Raw genomic sequence first — 17420 nt, 5'->3', positions numbered from 1 at the left:
ACTCGACTTCTTATATAGACAGACGGGAGCGTTTTGCTCCCGTCAAAGAAATGCATTACTGGTACGTGATCGAAGGGTCCCATCTCGTCATGTCGCAATAGTTATTGCTATTGGGACTGACCATAAAGAACAACCCATCGCCAGCCGCGACGTTCAGATACATATTTGGACTCTGGCCTACGGTGTCCGCGTATGCGATGGAGGCGGAAAAGATCTGGGTTCCGTTATGCACCAAAGAAGCGTTTACGCCATTACCACACGTTGGATCTGCTTTGCGCACCGTTCCGCCAATGAATACGGTTCCGGCTTTAGGAGCCACCCATTTGAGAACCGGGATCTCGGCTGTGCCGGGGTGCATCGCATCTTGATAAATACGCGCCCATGAGTCAGTACCAACCCAGTAAGTGCCTTGCCACGTCATGTCGGGTAGCGGACCATTGCCGCCATATTGATACGACCACACCGGACCTTGTGTAGTTGAGTAGTCACTCGACTGACGATAAGAATCGATCGACGGCCCAAGATTCACCTCCCAGCGATACAACGCGAAATTCGATTGGTCCGCTAGCGGATCCTTCTCACAGTAGACATAGAAGTACTGTCCGACCTCGCCGTTCGTTGCACCATTCGGATCCATCAAACTGCAGTACTGATAGCCGCCATTGGGGCGCTGTGTCGCGGCGGTCTCGTCCGCTATGACATAAGACGGCGACCAATTTATGCCGTCGGATGACTCGTAAAGTTTGACGGTGGTGTCAACACCACCCCAGGCCATGGAGCTCAACGCCAAGTAGTACAGTCCCGTGTAACTGCTATGCACGGCTTGTGTATGCGTGATCCCCCAGGGTGCGATTGGGCTTGGCTGCCCTCCGAGACCTGGTTGGCTAAAGCTACCGTTGTAATACTTTTGCCAGAGGTTGTTTCCCACATTACCGGCCTGTGCCGCCGCAATGACGTCGTTAACACTGGCTCTCGCTACGCCGATGCCTTCGGTAATCACACAGGGGTATCCCGTCGTGCAGTTGTTGGCCGGCGGAGGAACGCCAGTAACGGAGTCTGTGAAATAGACGTAGAAGTATCCGTCTTTGACGATGAAAGGAGCGCCTTCGATATTGAATGGCTGAACATCGCCGTACGGACTGATGATGCGTCCCAGGTATGTCCAATCGTTTCCTCCATCCGATGACCATGCTAGACCAATTCGTGTCAGCCCTTCTTGATTGGAGGATGTCCCGCCGGAATTACCTACCTGCTCTTCATGTATGAAGCCGAGCAGATTTGTACCTGTGGTGTCGGTTTGGTAGACATTGACAAACCAAAGATCCACTACATCCGTCGGAACGATATTAGTGAAAGCTGTATAAGATCCGTTTACGCAATAGTTGTTGCTTGCGCGATGACAGGTGTCCTTGGTCCATGGCACTGCGGTATACGGACTGTCCAAACTTCCTTGCAGCATTGACTGGCTAAGTCCGCCGCTCAAAACCCATGATGTAGCCATCCAGTATCGCACCCCATATCTCGTATAAGTCGCGAGGGGCGCATCAAGCTGCGAGCCCGCGAGGGTGCCGCTTGTCATTTGCGCGTGAGTTGCGGATATGACAGGTGAGGTTATGTTCGACGTGGTCAACGTTTGCGCTGACAATTCGCAACTGAAAAACAGGGCGAGGCTCGCCAAGAGAAACTTATTACGCATCTTGCATCTCCTTTGCTTAGGCATTTACATAGTGCATGCCGAGCGCGAGTGACCGCAAGTCACCCACTGAGACTCGCATGACGAGCTGCGACGGTGTTCTTAAATTCGTCTAGTCATCTGCATTGCGTAGTTCAATATCACCGTCCGCCTTCACTCTCTTGGCGTCAACCCGGAAGCGGCAACACTGCCCGCCGCGCACGATGCACTCCAGATGATGGATGTCACGTCCGCTGGCAGCCTTCATATAAGCGACATCGAACTTGCAGACTTCCTTGTGCTGCTTGGCTACTTCATGAAAGACGCAGTTGAAGGCTTCGATTTGCCATTCATCGCGATACTTGACCGGCAATGCCTCGTAACCGAGCCGGTCGAGATGGGTCGCGAGCGCACGCACAACGTCCTCATGACTTGCCGTCGCCGGCAAGGGCACCTCGCGTTGCCCGAGGGCCAGACCCATCTGCTGCATGAAATGGTCGAGTTGCTCGTCGCCTAGCCGGCTTCGAAGAGCGGCGAACATTTCCATCGTGATGACGCTGTAGTTGCGGGGAAACAGCAGACTCCCTGTCTCAGTGATGCGGAAGGTAGCCAGCGGGCGCCCGCCGCTGGGCCGCGACTGTGCGCGTTCGACATAGCCGTGCGCGATCAGAGCACTCAAGTGTTGGCGCACAGCGTTATGCGTAATACGAAGCTTCAGGCAAAGGGTCTCGACCGTGCAGCCCGCGTGCTCAGCCAGCAGCGCCCTCATGAGACGCTGCTGGGTTTCGCCTAGACGGTCGAGGCCACTCATGGTTATGCGGCTTTCGCGGGAAATTGCTTGGCGATCGCGCCAGCCAGTGCATCGGCGATGACATTCATATGCTGCTGCATCGCCGTCCACGTCGTGGCTTCGGCCTTTATGTCACCCGACATGATTTCCTGGATTTGCGCGGAGTGATGCGCGACATGTCCCTCCAGCAGGCTAGCCACGGTTGGCTCCGGCAAGTTGGGATTGGCCGCGGCGAGGAACTTTGCAATGTCGGTGACATTCGCGTTTAGCGCATTCATGGCGGCTGCCTGACCGGCAGTATCGTGTGCGTTGACTGCATTCGTGAGCGCCTTCACACCGCCCCAGTGCCCTGCCAGCAACGTAAGCATCTGATCGCCAGCGGCCTTGCCGTAGAAACTGCCGACGGCATTGGCGATGGCTTTGGCGTTGGCCACTACCGCATCTTCCGCAGCCTTGGCTTTGGCCGCATCGTGCGCATGCACGGCCAGTGCGTATTCGCGGGTATGCACGACATGCTCATGCCATAAGGAACGCATGGCCGCTTGCAACTTGGGCGCAGCCACAGGCGCTGCTGCATCCATGGCCATGCCGTCCATCGTGGGCGCTGCCGCGAGCGGCAAAGGCTGTGCGAAAGCGAACCCTGTGCAGGTCAGCAAGAAGGTGGTTGCGAATAAAAGTCGAGTTTTCATTGGTCTACCCCAGAACGTCGCCGGATGCGACTGCGTTCATTCTGGACACACCGTCGAGATAGGCAATTGACCTATGTGTAAAGCTTATCCTATATGGCTCTCGGCGGGTGGCAGGCGGGCCGTCGATCAGCACAAGCTATGCTCCTGCTGAGTTCAATCGGAGCCTAGAGCCATGGAACCTCGCCTTATTACCGATCCGAGGTTATTGCCGATACTCGACGCATTGAAGCAACGCGAGCCGATCTTCCATCGACCGGAATTCGGCACGACACGCCACGACTTCGAAGCCATGACAGAAACCGATTATTGGGAAGTCGGCGCATCCGGCCGTCGTTACAGCCGCTCATACGTGCTCGATGTGCTGGAAGAACGCTTCAAACATCCTGTCGAAGATGTCTGGGAGACGAGCGACTTTCACTGTCTGGAAATCGCTAGCGATAACTACCTGCTTACCTACACGTTGCATCAAGGTGAGCGCATCACTCGCCGTTCGACCCTTTGGCGCCATACCGCGCAAGGCTGGAAGATCGTTTATCACCAGGGAACCTTGGTCGCCGACTCAGCTTGATAGCGCAGCGGAAGATCGCCGCCTGCAAAACCAAAAGCCCGCACTATGGCGGGCTTTTGGCATCTTGACGCTGCATATAGCGCCCGTGCTTATCTACACGGTAACGCGCGACGTTCGTTCAAGTCGTTTCTCAATGCGCAGCCCCGGCGTTCTTCACCGGTATGTCGCCGCTCTGCATCTGCCCGAGATTGCTCGGCCAGTTGTTGTTGGCGTTGGTCTTCGAATTTGACCAAGAACGAACGAAGTGACCTGCCTGGTCGAAACTCATCATGGTGGAGACCGTCGTGCTGGAGTGCTTCGGAATCTCCGAACCTGTCGTAGGCGTGCTATCCGCCGATATGTTCTGCACCTTGCTCACATACTGCAACTGCTGCGTACCATCGGGCATCCGTGTCGACTGAAACGGTTGACCCAATGCAGCTTCGACCTGGGCAATCGTGGTGACGCCCGGCTGGAATGTTGCGATGGTTGCCGGGTCGATCTTGTTGCCTGAAGTGGTGGCGCACCCTGCAAGTAGTGCCATCACCATCGCTGCTGCAAAGCCCCTTTTCATTGAACCCTCCTGTTGGACTGAAACTGCACTGTGCAGCGGGCATACTCCGCAAAAAACGTGAATAGGGCACATGCCTTAAGTCACGCCGCAGAGGCAAACCACGCTGAGCGGGTCAATTTGTCCGAATGGATTGAAGAGTCAAGGGCCGCATGCCTCTGAAAAACCGTGCGATTGGCTTGCCCCCTATCCTGCCCGCGCGGCCGAGGAACCTTACGTAAGGCCCTTGTAATGGCTTATTTAGATCAGGGCACTCGGTGCCGCAGCACCGAGCGCTCTCATGGACGGCGCGCAAGCAATGTACGCTGAGCAGAACAGCTCAACGAAACCATCGACACGGCGTATCTGTTGCGGTGAACGGATCAGGCTTTCAGCTTGGAGTGGTCACTCTTAAAACCGGCATCCTTTACGTGCGGGATGTTGCGATTCTTTTCCTTGACCTCGCGCAGAAGTTCCAGCACGTGTGCGCGCTGTTCCCGTCGTTTCTGATCCTGCATCGCAAGCAAGGCTTCACGTCGCGTCATGCGCACGGGAGCTTGCCGCAACGAAGCGTTCATCGTCGGGTGAACGATGCGGGTGATGTAGTGGGACCATGTGCTGAGATGCCATGGAGAATGAGAAGAGCCCTGCGTGTTCATGAATCGGCCTCCACTGCATTGACGGTTGCCCGCGGCAGCTAGACAGCTGCCCGGACTATCAATGTGCGCCTAGGATCGTTAGACATTCGTAACGCCAGCGGCAGGGAATCGGTGATCACGCAGGCAGCCAGAACCAGGCGCAGCGGGTGCTGGCACGGATACCTCAGTCCGACAAGGACTTACAGATCGCTTCTAACGGATCGCTTCGGTTCTAGGGTGCGATCCACCCGGCAGCACCCGCCCGAACGACCAATCGAAATGCCCACAGACCTTCCTTAAACTCTCGTCAGAAGTATGACTTGGTAGGAAAGAAAGAACCGATGCGCATCATTCCCGGCGACCTCAACGATCCGCGCGTCATAGCGCTTCTCGACACTCACGTGACGACCGCCCGGGCTGAAACGGCACGGGGCAGCGCGCACGCGTTGGACCTTGCCGGCTTGCAATCGCCAGACATCCGCTTCTGGGCGATCTGGGAGAACGAGCAACTTCTTGGCGTTGGCGCGCTGAGGCGGCTCACACCCGATCACGGCGAAATAAAGTCGATGCACACCGCGCAGTCCACGCGCAGGCACGGTGCGGGCAGTGCCATGCTTCGACATATCATCGACACTGCGCGTGCGGAGGGTTTGTCACGTCTGAGCCTCGAAACCGGCGCGTGGGATTATTTCATTCCTGCTCGCGCGTTCTATCGACGCCATGGATTCGTGGAATGTCCGCCATTTGGTGATTACGCGGCCGATCCGAACAGTGTCTTTATGTCGCTTGATCTAGAGTGCCCCTCGCAGTCGTAACACTCATCTGCGGTTGACCCATTCATACGTTCCGGCTTGCGAGGACACGAACATGAGCCGACGCTTCGACGCGATCATCATCGGTGCCGGACAGGCCGGTCCCTCCCTGGCGGCCAGGCTGACTGGCGCAGGCATGACGGTGGCACTGGTGGAACGCCATTTTTTTGGCGGTACCTGCGTCAACACAGGCTGCATGCCGACCAAGACCCTGGTCGCCAGTGCACGCGTCGCCCATCAGGTGCAGCGCGCCGCAGAATATGGCGTGGTCGTGCACGGCGACATCGGCATCGATCTACCGCGTGCCATGGCACGGGCGCATAAAGTCACGGAAACATCCCGCGGTAACATCGAGCGCTGGCTCGGCAGCATGGAGCGCCTCACTGTGTTGCGCGGTCACGCTCGTTTCGGGCGCGCGGATACGCTGCGTATCGACGATGAAGTCATTACCGCGCCACGCATTTTCCTCAACGTCGGCGGCCGTGCCCTGGTGCCGGAGATGCCAGGGGTCGGTGCTATCGACTACCTCACCAATACCTCGATATTACAGCTCGATGTTGTACCCAAGCATCTAGCCATTGTCGGCGGTAGTTACATCGGTTTGGAATACGCACAGATGTTTCGTCGCTTCGGCGCCGAAGTGACGATCGTGGAACGCCTGCCGCGACTGATCGCGCGCGAAGACGAGGACGTCTCCACGACGATTCGCGAGATACTCGAAGCCGAAGGCATCACCGTGCGCACGAATGCCGAATGCATCGCTTTTGCGGCAAGGCCGAATGGTATTGGCGTACAAGTCGATTGCACTTCCGGCAGTCCAGAAGTCATTGCCAGCCATGTGTTGCTTGCGGTGGGCCGCCGTCCCAACACCGACGACCTGGGCTTGGAACATGCGGGCGTGACAACGGATCAACACGGTTACGTCGTGGTCGATGACACGCTCGCCACCAACGTGCCGGGAATCTGGGCGATGGGAGATTGCAACGGTCGCGGCGCTTTCACACATACCGCTTACAACGATTACGAAATTATCGCCGCGAACCTGCTCGATGGCGGACAGCGTCGCGTGTCATCGCGCATTCTCGGTTATGCCTTGTATACCGACCCGCCGCTGGGGCGCGTCGGCATGACAGAAACTCAAGCACGCGCTAGCGGCAAGCCGTTGTTGGTATCGAAGCGTCCGATGACACGTGTGGGTCGCGCCGTCGAACGCGACGAGACGCAAGGGTTCATGAAAGTCGTCGCCGATGCCGAAACGCATCGCATCCTTGGCGCCGCCATCCTGGGAGTCAGCGGTGACGAAGCCATCCATGGCGTGCTTGATCTGATGAACGCCGATCAGCCTTACGAAACGCTGCAATGGGCCGTGCCGATTCATCCGACCGTATCCGAATTACTGCCCACCTTGGTGGGAGATCTCAAACCGGCCTGACCGCACTCAGCGCCCCTCACCCACATAGTCGACACGCCAGACGGAGTTGGATCCATCGTCCGTCACCAGTAACGAACCATCCGGCGCGGTGGCAAGGCTTACCGGGCGCCCCCAGACCCGTCCATCCGGCAGCACGAAACCGGTGAGGAAATCTTCGTACTCGCCGCTCGCTTTGCCCGTGTGATGACGGGGAACGCGGATCACTTCGTAACCCACCCGCGTCGCTTTGTTCCACGAACCATGTTCGGCGCCGAACAGATCGCCGTCATACTGTTGGGGAAAACGGCTCGCTTCGTAAAACGTAATCTGCAGCGCCGCGTTATGCGGCTGCAGGATCACGTCGGGTGTGATCACCCTGTCTTTCAGTTCCGGATGCTTGCCGGCGTGGCGGGGATCCTGATGGGAACCCATGTACCACCACGGCCATCCATAAAAACCGCCTTCGCGCACCGACGTGATGTAGTCCGGCACGAGATTGTCGCCTAGACCATCGCGCTCGTTGACGGTCGTCCACAATTGTCCGTTCTTCGGATCGACGGCGATACCCGAAGGGTTGCGAATACCCCAGGCGTAAATGCGCTGGTGCGTGCCATCCGGGTCGAAAGCCAGAATGTCTGCGCGATCTTTCTCTGCCGGCGTGGTATCAGGATCATCCACGTTGGAGGCCGAGCCGACCGCGACATACATGGTCTTGTTATCGAGCGAGAACGCGACGTCGCGCGTCCAGTGTCCGTCTCCGCTCGGTAAGTCGACGATATGTTCGACCTTTCCCCTCGCCTGCAGATCACCGTTGCGATATGGGAAACGGACCACCGCGTCGGTGTCGCCCACGTAAACCCATTGCGGATTGGGTCCCAGCGGATAGAACGCGATGCCATAGGGCTGGTTGAGGTGCCTGGCAAACACTTCAGTTTGCTCGGGTTTGCCGTCTGCCGTCATACCTCGGAAAACACGAATCTGTCCGCTGCCGCTTTCGGCAAGAAAAATATCGCCGTTCGGCGCGACACGAATCACGCGCGGCGTACCTAGCCCTTCGGCATACAGGTTGACCTTGAATCCTGCGGGCGCTATCGGCCATGCATTGGCGGGGCGCGACACCATGGTGGGTGAATTGCCAGCGGACCGGGTGGCGTACGGCGCCGGCAAATCCGCAAGTGTGATCTTGCGTGAATTGCCGGGCGCTTCGTAGCGGAAATCGGTAAACGGCGGTTGTGGCGGCGGTGTCGTGATGGACGACGCCACCGGTGTTTGCTGTGCCGCTTGCACAGGCTTCGCTGTCGGCAACGTTTTCAGATAAGAAACAATCTGCCAGCGTTGCTGCTCCGGTAGCGAGGACCACGACGGCATGCCGTTATTCACCGCGCCCTTGGTGATAAACCAGAACAGCGCACCGTCTGTCGCTTGTTGCGCGGCACCGTGCGCGAGAGCCGGAATATTGCCGCTGCCCTGCCCGCTGATACCGTGGCAGCTCGCACAATAGGTGGCATACGCCGCGCCACCTGCCTTGATCGCCGAAGCTTGCCCGCTATACGGATTGGCGACGGACGATGCAGCGCTCGGCGCATCGTGGAAGGCCGGCGTATCCGCAGCAATGCTTGCAGCCGCTCCGAGCAACCCAAGAAGGCCACCTGCAAGAACCGGAAAAGTTGGACGCCATGAATATGGCAGCGTGAAAGATTGCCTGGCCAAGATCCGCCTCCATCCGTCGTATTTCGCTAGATTGTCGCCCCTGAAGTGTTACCGATGACTGCCTGATGCTACGAAAAAATTGCCAGATAGCCTCAATAACACCTTCGCCAACCCAAATATGCGACAGAGCACGCGGCCTTCACAGTGCCAGAAGGCTATGTCTGAGTTGATCTGAACTTCCTTGTCCGGATCCACTATTCATACTGAGAGATCACTCGCCATAGTAGTCGCGGTACCAGCGCACGAAATTGGCCACGCCGGTCTCGACCGAAACCTGCGGGCGGTAACCGACTGACTTGATCAGCGATGAAACATCCGCCTCGGTATCGGGCACATCACCCGCCTGCATCGGCAGCAACTGCATCTCTGCCTTGCGTCCTAGACACTGCTCAAGCACCTCGATGTAGCGCAGCAGTTTGACCGGCTGTTCGTTGCCGATGTTGTAGATGCGATACGGAGCGACTCCGCTGCTGGCCGGGTCCGGCGCATGACCGTTCCATGTAACCGCTTTATCCGGCACGGCGTCCAGCGTCCGCACAACGCCTTCGGCGATATCGTCTACGTAAGTAAAGCTACGCCTGTGCCTGCCATGATTGAAAACCTTGATCGGCTCGCCAGCCAGCATCGCCTTGGTGAACAGGAACAGCGCCATGTCGGGCCGGCCCCAAGGCCCGTACACCGTGAAGAAGCGCAGACCCGTGCATGGAATGTCATATAAGTGTGCGTAGCTGTGCGCCATCTGCTCATTGGCTTTCTTGCTGGCGGCATAAAGGGTCAACGGATGTTCGGTGGACCGGTGCTCGGAAAAAGGCATCAACGTATTGGCGCCGTACACTGAACTGGTCGATGCGAACACCAGGTGTTCCACGCCATGGCGGCGGCATCCTTCCAGAATATGCAGAAATCCCGTGACATTGCTGCTCACATATATATGTGGATTTTCCGCCGCGTAGCGGACGCCGGCTTGCGCGGCGAGATTCACGACGCGCTGTGGCTTGTGTTTGGAAAACACTTCTTCGATCGCGGCCCTATCCGACAAGTCCGCATGGACGTGCGTGTAGTTGGATCGATCGGTCAGGCGCGCCAGGCGCGCCTTCTTTAGTCTCACGTCGTAATAGTCGTTGAGATTGTCGACGCCGATCACCTCGTCGCCGCGATCGAGCAGCTTGGCCGCAACAAAAGATCCAATGAAGCCGGCGGTTCCGGTAACTAATATTTTCATTTTTTGTAATCTCTAATCAAAGGTGACGGTCGACGGCGTCGTGCCTCGGCGGGGCTTCCTATCGCGGACTACTGCGCAGCTCCGCTTGAAACTGTATCCATCGAGTGAAAGTATCGATGTCCGATGAGCAACAGCTGACCAACCATGTCGTGCCATGCTAAGCGTAGGTGCGGCAACGCATGTACCCTGCGCAATGGCTGCTCGTCACGACCGGTAGCCATGCGGATGCTGCGATTGCCAGCGCCAGGCGTCCATACACATCTGCGGCATATCGTACTGCGCACACCAGCCGAGCATCTGCTCCGCACGAGAAGGATCGGCCCAAACTTCCGCCACATCACCGGCACGACGGTCAACGATCTGATAAGGGACGCGTCGACCCGAAGCACGCTCGAAAGCCGACACCACCTCCAGCACGCTATGGCCTCGGCCCGTACCTAAATTCAGCGCACTGCAACCACCGTTATGCAAGACGTCTAACGCCTTCACGTGCGCATCGGCGAGATCCATCACATGAATGTAATCGCGCACACCGGTACCGTCGCGTGTTGGATAGTCGCCACCGAATATATTCAGTCGCTCGCGCAACCCTACCGCGACTTGCGATATATAGGGCAGCAAATTATTGGGGACGCCATGCGGGTCTTCTCCAATGAGGCCGCTCGGATGCGCACCCACCGGATTGAAGTAACGCAATAGGACGGCGCTGAACGAAGGATGCACCTCGCACAACTGGTTGATGAGCTGCTCCATCACCAGCTTGCTCTGGCTGTAAGGATTGGCCGCCCTCAGCGGCGCATCTTCAGTAATCGGAACTGCATCCGGTATTCCATAAACCGCAGCGGATGAACTGAAGACCAAGTTGTCCACACCTGTGGCGTGCATCGCCTGCAGCAGCGTGATCGTGCCGGAGATATTGTTTTCAAAGTACGCCAAAGGCTTCCGGCGACTTTCGCCTATGACTTTTAACGCGGCGAAATGGATCACCGCATCCACTTTATCGGCCAACAACGCCTCGACAGCGGCGCGATCGCGGATGTCACCTTGCACGAAGCGCACACTGGTGCCGCTCAATTCGCTGATGCGCTCCACCGCGACCTGCGACCCGTTGACAAGGCTGTCGTAAATCACCACCTCGTGACCGTGCTCTAGCAGTGCCACGCAGGTATGACTACCGATGTAACCAGCTCCGCCGCAGACAAGTACTTTCATGCGTCCTCTCTCAGCTTGTCCGCACGTCTTCGAAACGGACGACATCGTTATTTCCGAGAAGATAACTGCCCGGCAATGCGTTCGACATCGGGATCGCAGCCCGTGTCGACAGAGTGAGTAATTCCGAGCCGCTATATCGCCATTCGCAAACTCAAGCAGCGAAAATTACGAGAAAACGCTGGTAAATCTTCTCACCGGAAACAACATGTCCGTGTTCATCACTGTCATGGATAGCTTGCAGTATGCACCTCGCTTGTCCCAATCTGCTGCGTCATCAGTCTGCTCATCCGTCCGATGAAAACTCAAATCGTCATTCCGTGGGGATAAATTTTCCAACTTGAGCAAATCTCGTTTCATCATGATTCATGCGCGAGTGCTTCGTCGATGTCATCGCAAGTTGTCGTGCAGCAACGATTCAGTTTTTTCATCGGTCAATTAAGTTCTGTTCACGCGACATGTGGCATCACATAACACCCTTTTGATATCCCGCTCATCTCGATGTTCTCGCGCACGGAAAGTCATTGACGAAAAGTGATGGCCGCGCTTTTTCAGATCGGTTTTTCGAGATCCCTGTGGTTTAGCTCGAAAAACTGAACGCGATGGCAATTCGTCCATGCGCGCGGCGGATTGCTGCCTCGTGGTACGCCCTCTCGAATACGGAGCCCACCGTCCATGAAAATATTGTCCGCCTTGATCGTTTTGAGTTCGACGCTGCTCCTTCAGAGTTGCGTGTTGGCACCGGGACAAAACATGTCCACCAACGGATTGGTCCGCGGCACGCCGACGGACAACAGTCAGATCCAACTGGTAACCATTACTCCGCAACTTCTAGCGAGCGACCATGCCGCGGCGACGCTGAGCGCCGCGATACCGCAGGAACTGCTGACGTATCGGCCTGAACCGTATCGCATCGGCCCTGGTGACACGCTCTTCATCACCGTCTGGGATCATCCGGAACTGACCTCGCCAGCCGGCGCGCAACAACAGTCCTTGCCGAACGGCCGCTTGGTACGCTCGGACGGCACACTGTTCTACCCCTACATAGGTGCTCTCAACGTTGGCGGAATGACCATCGAAGACCTGCGGCTGGCGCTCACCGCCAAACTCGCCAAGTTCGTGGAGAAGCCGCAGGTGGATGTGAATGTCGTTGGCTACAACAGCCAGCATGTGACATTCCAGGGCGCGTTCATGAAAACCGATCCACAGACGATCACCGCCGTTCCGTTGACCTTGGGACAGGCGATCGGCCTGGCTACCATCAATCCCGATCAAGCCAATCTATCGGACTTGACTCTGAGCCGCGATGGTCACGATTACCACTTGGATCTGACCGCACTGAACCACGGACATGGCGCTGCGAAGGATATTTACCTCAAGCCGGGTGATCACATCTTTCTTCCGTACAACGACACCAAAGAAGTGTATGTCATGGGTGAAGTGATACGTCCCATGGCAGTCGGCTTCAGAACCGTCACCGATCTTTCCTTGACGCAAGCGCTAGGCCGCGCGGGCGGTCTCAATCCCGTCACCTCCAACGGCAAGGAGGTGTATGTCATTCGCGGCGCGAATGATCTGCAAAACGCGCCTGCCAAAGTGTTCCAGCTCGATGCCCGTTCGCCATCGGCATTCGCGCTGGGCGATGAGTTCAGGGTCGAGCCGGGCGACGTGGTGTTTGTCGGCGCAGCAGGCATAACCCGCTGGAATCGTGTGTTGAGCCAATTGCTACCGGCGGCCAGTCTGCTCAGCAGCGCGGCTTACACCAATTACAGCGCGTCGCACTGAATAGTTGCGCGATCCTTACTCTGCTTGTTCAGAAACAATATACAGATGCCATTCAGAAATTTTTCTGCGTCGCGAATGAATCGCTCAACATAATTTGAACAAGCCGTTGACAGGATCGCCAACTAAATTTTTTTCAGCTGAATACATCGCTCTCATGAAACAAAACCGATATCTTGAGGTGATAGGTTCCAGAGTAGAGCGTTAACACCAATGTCTTCATCACTCACGCAACAACCGCAGGATGGTTCATCAGCGTCAACGTTGTTCCTAAACAAAAGAAAGTAAGCGATCTGATGATCGTGGACTCATAGACGCAGGTCATCGTGCAGGTCATCGCACGGCGCCTGTACCACTCAACCAATGAGCTCGTTCGGATTTAGGGGGAATCACTGAGCGCGATGGAAAAGAAGTGCTATGCAAGAACCACGTGTGATTTTCGACTGTCTAGTCGGTACATGCACCTCAGCAGCGGCCATTTTCATGCTGCGACGATACGCCCTATCGCTGGGCCTTATCGATCACCCCAGTCAACGCAAGCGGCACGTTGGCGATGTGCCGCTGGTAGGCGGTCTCGCCATTTTTATGGGCGTGATCGCGGGAGCGGCCTGCTATGGCCAATTCCATTGGTTCGCGAAGATTGTGATCGACACCGCTGCGCTGCTTACCCTGCTTGGCGCATTGGATGATCGCTTCGATCTCAGCGTGCGGGATCGTCTGCTGATCCAGGCCCTAGCCATTCTGATCGTCATTGCCAGTACCGGCGTCTACATCCGCACACTGGGACACATCTTTGGCTATGAGGTGACGCTCGGCTGGCTGGGACCTCCGCTAACGGTGATCGCCGTCATCGGACTGGTGAACGCGTTCAACATGATGGACGGTATCGATGGTCTTGCCGGCAGCCTGGAGCTGGTCAGCATTGCCGCCATCGCCTTGTTTGCCAATGTCTCCGCGTTGCACGAGGTGATTATGCTGCTGGCCTTGTTGGCCACCGCCTCGTTGCCATACCTGGCTACCAATCTGGGACTTATGGGCCGCAAGATTTTTCTGGGTGATGCGGGAAGCATACCTATCGGCTATCTGTTGGCGTGGGCGCTGATCCGTACGAGCCAGATGCCGCAGACGCATTTGTCCCCGGTCAATGTGCTGTGGTGCGTGGCGTTGCCAGTCTTCGACACGCTTGCAGTCATGTCCCGGCGCATGAGCCAAGGCAAGTCGCCATTCAAGCCGGACCGTGGGCACATTCATCACATCCTGATGGGGGCCGGCCTGGGACCGCGCACAAGCCTGGTCGCACTCATCGCGCTCGCCATCGGCTTTGCGCTCTTGGGTTCATTCATCAGCCACGCAGATCTCTCGGCCGGTCTCAATCTAGCGACGTTCCTTTTCGTGACGGGTGTCTATGTCGCGACCGTCACGCAGATATGGAAGCGTCAGGAGGCCGCGCGCGTACGCGAGCGCTCCATAGCGCAGCGTGCCACGAAGACGCGCCTCGTTGCATCGAAGATAACGCGCCCGTTCGGCATGCATATGTTTGCCTCGCGCGTGCGGCCACGCCTTAAGCTCTAGGGATACCCAGATCCGGATTATTGGATTTCACGGAACTCGACCGCCGCACCATTTGCAATACCTGTTATGCCGCCGCCGACGTCGTTGTTATATTGGAAGGAGCCGCCGAACATCATGTGACCCCTGCTGATACGCATCTGGTTGCTGGTGCTAAGAAACGACATCGCGGTAGGCTTTGCTGACGCGAAGGGCGCGCTGTGTCTTGCCGTGTTCCCGGAGATGATCACTCTGTCGATGTGTTTTGAATGGTCGGCAGGCTCGTCTTCGGCGAAGTCGATGCAGGAGCCATGAATATCGACAAACACGTTGCCCGCACACACCAGCCCGCTCGCGCCAAGTATTCCGATGGCCCCGATCTGCGGGCGTATACCGGTGAATGTATTGCCGGTTATCACCGCGTTGATAGCGTTCGCGCTGGTTCCCCAGGCAAAGGCGCCGAGGCGAATCGCATCGCCGCCCGGCCCTGATCCTGGCGGCGATCGTTCAAACGTGCATCCGCTGACCCGTGCGCCGCTCAATCCAGCGATGGCTATGTCCACGCGTATCGAATTGAGAAAGCCGCAATTCAATACCGAAAGGTTGTCCGGAACGTCTGCGGCCGTCTTCGATTTTGTCGCAGCGGTGATACCCCAGTAGCAGTTCGTGAATTGGCAATCCGATACCACCCAATCATGAATATTGTCGCCCGACTGACGTCCGTTAAAGAACGTGATGCCCGCCGTGTTCACCGTATCGATATTGATGAATCGGCAACGGGAAATCGTCACGTCCCGGTACACGCTCCAGGTGTGATCGGGTTCGAAGTCGATGCCGCCCACCGAACAAGACAGTTTCGCGTTGCCGATATTCTGGAAAGTGCAACCTTCCACCGTCAGCTGGTCGCAGTCGATAATGGATAGGCCGTTACGATTGCTCTTGACTGCGCCGTCGAACAGGCAGTCGCGCACGACGACACGCTGGTTGTGACGCTCCGTCGTCTTCAGCGTGCCGGAGCCGACATACATGCCGTCGCCGCGAAAACCGTAGAAAGTCACGCGCTCGACCGTGAGATCCGACGTGGCATTGACGGCAAAGAGATAGAAGAACTGCATGTAGCCGAACTCCGCTACACGCCCATTGAGCTTCAGATCATGCAGATAGATGTTGCGCATATTGTCCGCGACATGACTGCTACCGCCGTCCCGCACATAGGTGACGATCATGAACTCGCAAGCCAGCGAATTGTTGTATGCCCGAAATTCGCTGGCATCCCCTTCTCCATACAATTCGAAGTCGGATTTGAGGTTCAGCTGTCTCACGGGGTAAACCCCGGCAGGCACAAACACTTTGCCGGCAAAGTCGATGGCCGTCTGGATGCCACCCGTGCAGTCGTAGGTGCTCGTACCGGCGCGAATGGCGGCGTGCTCTGCCTGGGGCAGAAAATCCAATACATTTGTCGCCTGCGACGCGGATGGCATGATATTCCTCCAGTGACGAATGGCTTCAATGACGAAGGCACAAGCTTTAGTGCGTACGTTGGTCGAGTCTAGCTCGACAAAAGTTTGTGTTATGCATGGTCCGTACCAGAATGCGACCACGAAATCCTAACTTGATGGACGTCTATCTGCGTTGTTCGCCATCGCTTCAGCCGGATGACATAGCTCCGCATAAACCTCCAGGGTCCCCTGAATGACCATGCGCTCATCGAACTGCGTGCGGGCCTTCATGCGTGCTGCGCTTCCCAATCGACGTGCGAGGTCCGGGTTGTCCTGCAATCGCTCTATGGCTCGCGCAAGCGCATCCGCGTCTTTCACTGGAACCAGCAATCCGTCGACGCCATCGCACACAACCTCGCGGCATCCAGGAACATCGGTGGTAATCAGCGGCAGTCCGCACGCTGCGGCCTCGACCAGGCTCCTTGGCAATCCTTCGCGATAGCTCGGCAACACGACGACATCCACCGATCCAAGCAAGCCGACCATGTCATCGACATGACCGAGCCAGGTAATCAGGCCCTCATCGACCCAGTCTCGTATCGTCGATTCTGGAACCGTCGCGGGGTTGCCCGGATCCGGCGTGCCGGCGAGCAGCGCGTCGATGTCGCGACCTTGATTGCGTAGCTTTCGCAAGGCGGCGATATATTCATCGATGCCTTTATCCCAGAGCAGGCGGCTTGCCAGCAACACGCGTATGCGTCCGCCATCAGGAACGCGACCAGACACCCCGGCGAACTGCGCGCAGTTCACCCCCGAGCCACGGATCAAGCGAATATGCTCAGGATCGACCAAGTGCTCTCGCTTGAATAGTTCGACGTCGTCAGCGTTCTGCAAGATGAGCCGCGCATCCTTTCCACCCAGTGCGAGCCGCATCAGGCCACGCACCACCGGCCGCAGCAATCGCGCCTTCAGCTGTGTGCTGGTAAACACGTAGCCCATTCCCGCTACGGCATTCACTCTCACGGGAATGCCGGCCAGCCGCGCTGCGAGCGAGCCGTATACGGCGCACTTGATGGTGAAGCCGTGTACCAGCGTCGGCCGCTCGCGTCGCAACAATCGGATGAGATACCACAGCAACATCAACTCGCGCAGCACATTGAGGCTACGCCGTTGCATCGGCACCGGTTCCCAGCGCAAACCCAGCTCACGCAGTTTGTCGCCGTAAGGTCCGGGAGGAGAAATCAGCAGCACGTCGTACCCTGCCCGGCGCAACGACATCGCTAGAGCGCGCCGGAAGTTGTAGAGGTACCAGTCGGTATTGGCGAACAGAACAACCTTCATGCATCTACCTCATACGCGCACCATCGGTGATTGCTGTATGCAGGCAGCAGGGCCGTGCAT

General features: G+C 57.2%; 15 protein-coding genes. 5 read left to right on the top strand and 10 right to left on the bottom strand.

Translation table 11 applies throughout. The features are described from left to right. Window positions 1-55 precede the first annotated feature (55 nt). The 3 genes from QQL64_RS04085 to QQL64_RS04075 form a co-directional block, all read right to left on the bottom strand. Complete coding sequence (locus tag QQL64_RS04085) at window positions 56-1696, bottom strand: hypothetical protein (RefSeq protein WP_284396110.1); 1641 nt, start codon at window positions 1694-1696, stop codon at window positions 56-58. 109 nt (window positions 1697-1805) lie between these two features. After that, a complete protein-coding gene (locus tag QQL64_RS04080; protein WP_284396107.1) occupies window positions 1806-2441 on the bottom strand; it encodes a helix-turn-helix transcriptional regulator in 636 nt (211 codons plus the stop codon). Between the two features lie 44 nt (window positions 2442-2485). Next, window positions 2486-3151 carry a hypothetical protein gene (locus QQL64_RS04075; RefSeq protein WP_284396105.1) on the bottom strand — a complete coding sequence of 222 codons (666 nt, stop codon included), beginning with the start codon at window positions 3149-3151 and terminating at the stop codon, window positions 2486-2488. Window positions 3152-3323: 172 nt separating this feature from the next. Between QQL64_RS04075 and QQL64_RS04070 the strand changes: the two genes are divergently transcribed. Beyond that, window positions 3324-3719: a nuclear transport factor 2 family protein gene (locus QQL64_RS04070; protein WP_284396100.1), complete on the top strand. Its 396-nt coding sequence runs from the start codon at window positions 3324-3326 to the stop codon at window positions 3717-3719. 130 nt (window positions 3720-3849) lie between these two features. Here QQL64_RS04070 and QQL64_RS04065 read toward each other — a convergent pair whose 3' ends face one another. Both QQL64_RS04065 and QQL64_RS04060 read right to left on the bottom strand, forming a co-directional pair. Further along, complete coding sequence (locus QQL64_RS04065; RefSeq protein WP_284396099.1) at window positions 3850-4272, bottom strand: hypothetical protein; 423 nt, start codon at window positions 4270-4272, stop codon at window positions 3850-3852. A gap of 359 nt (window positions 4273-4631) precedes the next feature. Next, window positions 4632-4907, bottom strand: a complete 276-nt coding sequence (locus QQL64_RS04060) for a hypothetical protein (protein ID WP_284396098.1) — start codon at window positions 4905-4907, stop codon at window positions 4632-4634. 320 nt (window positions 4908-5227) lie between these two features. Here QQL64_RS04060 and QQL64_RS04055 point away from each other — a divergent pair, with 320 nt between their 5' ends. Both QQL64_RS04055 and QQL64_RS04050 read left to right on the top strand, forming a co-directional pair. Further along, a complete protein-coding gene (locus QQL64_RS04055) occupies window positions 5228-5701 on the top strand; it encodes a GNAT family N-acetyltransferase (RefSeq protein WP_284396096.1) in 474 nt (157 codons plus the stop codon). A gap of 52 nt (window positions 5702-5753) precedes the next feature. Next, window positions 5754-7130, top strand: coding sequence for an FAD-containing oxidoreductase (locus QQL64_RS04050; RefSeq protein ID WP_284396093.1), 1377 nt, complete (start codon window positions 5754-5756; stop codon window positions 7128-7130). 6 nt (window positions 7131-7136) lie between these two features. On the opposite strand, the gene QQL64_RS04045 is transcribed toward QQL64_RS04050, so the two are convergent. From QQL64_RS04045 to galE, 3 genes are all read right to left on the bottom strand, one after another. After that, window positions 7137-8819, bottom strand: a complete 1683-nt coding sequence (locus QQL64_RS04045; protein ID WP_284396089.1) for a PQQ-dependent sugar dehydrogenase — start codon at window positions 8817-8819, stop codon at window positions 7137-7139. 211 nt (window positions 8820-9030) lie between these two features. Next, complete coding sequence (locus QQL64_RS04040; RefSeq protein ID WP_284396085.1) at window positions 9031-10041, bottom strand: NAD-dependent epimerase; 1011 nt, start codon at window positions 10039-10041, stop codon at window positions 9031-9033. 204 nt (window positions 10042-10245) lie between these two features. Next, window positions 10246-11253 (bottom strand): UDP-glucose 4-epimerase GalE, encoded by a 1008-nt coding sequence (galE, locus tag QQL64_RS04035; protein WP_284396083.1) that lies wholly within the window; start codon window positions 11251-11253, stop codon window positions 10246-10248. Between the two features lie 672 nt (window positions 11254-11925). On the opposite strand from galE, the gene QQL64_RS04030 reads away from it, so the two are divergent. Together QQL64_RS04030 and QQL64_RS04025 are read left to right on the top strand one after the other, a co-directional pair. Beyond that, window positions 11926-13035, top strand: a complete 1110-nt coding sequence (locus QQL64_RS04030; protein ID WP_486599105.1) for a polysaccharide biosynthesis/export family protein — start codon at window positions 11926-11928, stop codon at window positions 13033-13035. A gap of 480 nt (window positions 13036-13515) precedes the next feature. Further along, entirely contained in the window at window positions 13516-14604 is a 1089-nt protein-coding gene (locus QQL64_RS04025) for an undecaprenyl/decaprenyl-phosphate alpha-N-acetylglucosaminyl 1-phosphate transferase (RefSeq protein WP_284396080.1), read from the top strand. Window positions 14605-14621: 17 nt separating this feature from the next. Here QQL64_RS04025 and QQL64_RS04020 read toward each other — a convergent pair whose 3' ends face one another. Together QQL64_RS04020 and QQL64_RS04015 are read right to left on the bottom strand one after the other, a co-directional pair. Beyond that, window positions 14622-16061, bottom strand: a complete 1440-nt coding sequence (locus QQL64_RS04020) for a right-handed parallel beta-helix repeat-containing protein (protein ID WP_284396078.1) — start codon at window positions 16059-16061, stop codon at window positions 14622-14624. Window positions 16062-16187: 126 nt separating this feature from the next. After that, window positions 16188-17360 carry a glycosyltransferase family 4 protein gene (locus QQL64_RS04015; RefSeq protein WP_284396076.1) on the bottom strand — a complete coding sequence of 391 codons (1173 nt, stop codon included), beginning with the start codon at window positions 17358-17360 and terminating at the stop codon, window positions 16188-16190. Window positions 17361-17420: the final 60 nt, after the last annotated feature.

This window comes from Dyella lipolytica (genome assembly GCF_030160075.1).
GTDB classification, from domain to species: Bacteria; Pseudomonadota; Gammaproteobacteria; order Xanthomonadales; family Rhodanobacteraceae; genus Dyella_B; species Dyella_B lipolytica.
This window is presented reverse-complemented; position numbering and strand designations above follow the sequence as displayed.

Coding starts and splice junctions, on each gene's coding strand:
- QQL64_RS04070 (WP_284396100.1), top strand. CDS start 3,324: ATGGAACCTCGCCTTATTACCGATCCGAGGTTATTGCCGATACTCGAC.
- QQL64_RS04065 (WP_284396099.1), bottom strand. CDS start 4,272: ATGAAAAGGGGCTTTGCAGCAGCGATGGTGATGGCACTACTTGCAGGG.
- QQL64_RS04030 (WP_486599105.1), top strand. CDS start 11,926: ATGAAAATATTGTCCGCCTTGATCGTTTTGAGTTCGACGCTGCTCCTT.
- QQL64_RS04060 (WP_284396098.1), bottom strand. CDS start 4,907: ATGAACACGCAGGGCTCTTCTCATTCTCCATGGCATCTCAGCACATGG.
- QQL64_RS04040 (WP_284396085.1), bottom strand. CDS start 10,041: ATGAAAATATTAGTTACCGGAACCGCCGGCTTCATTGGATCTTTTGTT.
- QQL64_RS04020 (WP_284396078.1), bottom strand. CDS start 16,061: ATGCCATCCGCGTCGCAGGCGACAAATGTATTGGATTTTCTGCCCCAG.
- galE (WP_284396083.1), bottom strand. CDS start 11,253: ATGAAAGTACTTGTCTGCGGCGGAGCTGGTTACATCGGTAGTCATACC.
- QQL64_RS04080 (WP_284396107.1), bottom strand. CDS start 2,441: ATGAGGGCGCTGCTGGCTGAGCACGCGGGCTGCACGGTCGAGACCCTT.
- QQL64_RS04050 (WP_284396093.1), top strand. CDS start 5,754: ATGAGCCGACGCTTCGACGCGATCATCATCGGTGCCGGACAGGCCGGT.
- QQL64_RS04085 (WP_284396110.1), bottom strand. CDS start 1,696: ATGCGTAATAAGTTTCTCTTGGCGAGCCTCGCCCTGTTTTTCAGTTGC.
- QQL64_RS04025 (WP_284396080.1), top strand. CDS start 13,516: ATGCTGCGACGATACGCCCTATCGCTGGGCCTTATCGATCACCCCAGT.
- QQL64_RS04075 (WP_284396105.1), bottom strand. CDS start 3,151: ATGAAAACTCGACTTTTATTCGCAACCACCTTCTTGCTGACCTGCACA.
- QQL64_RS04015 (WP_284396076.1), bottom strand. CDS start 17,360: ATGAAGGTTGTTCTGTTCGCCAATACCGACTGGTACCTCTACAACTTC.
- QQL64_RS04055 (WP_284396096.1), top strand. CDS start 5,228: ATGCGCATCATTCCCGGCGACCTCAACGATCCGCGCGTCATAGCGCTT.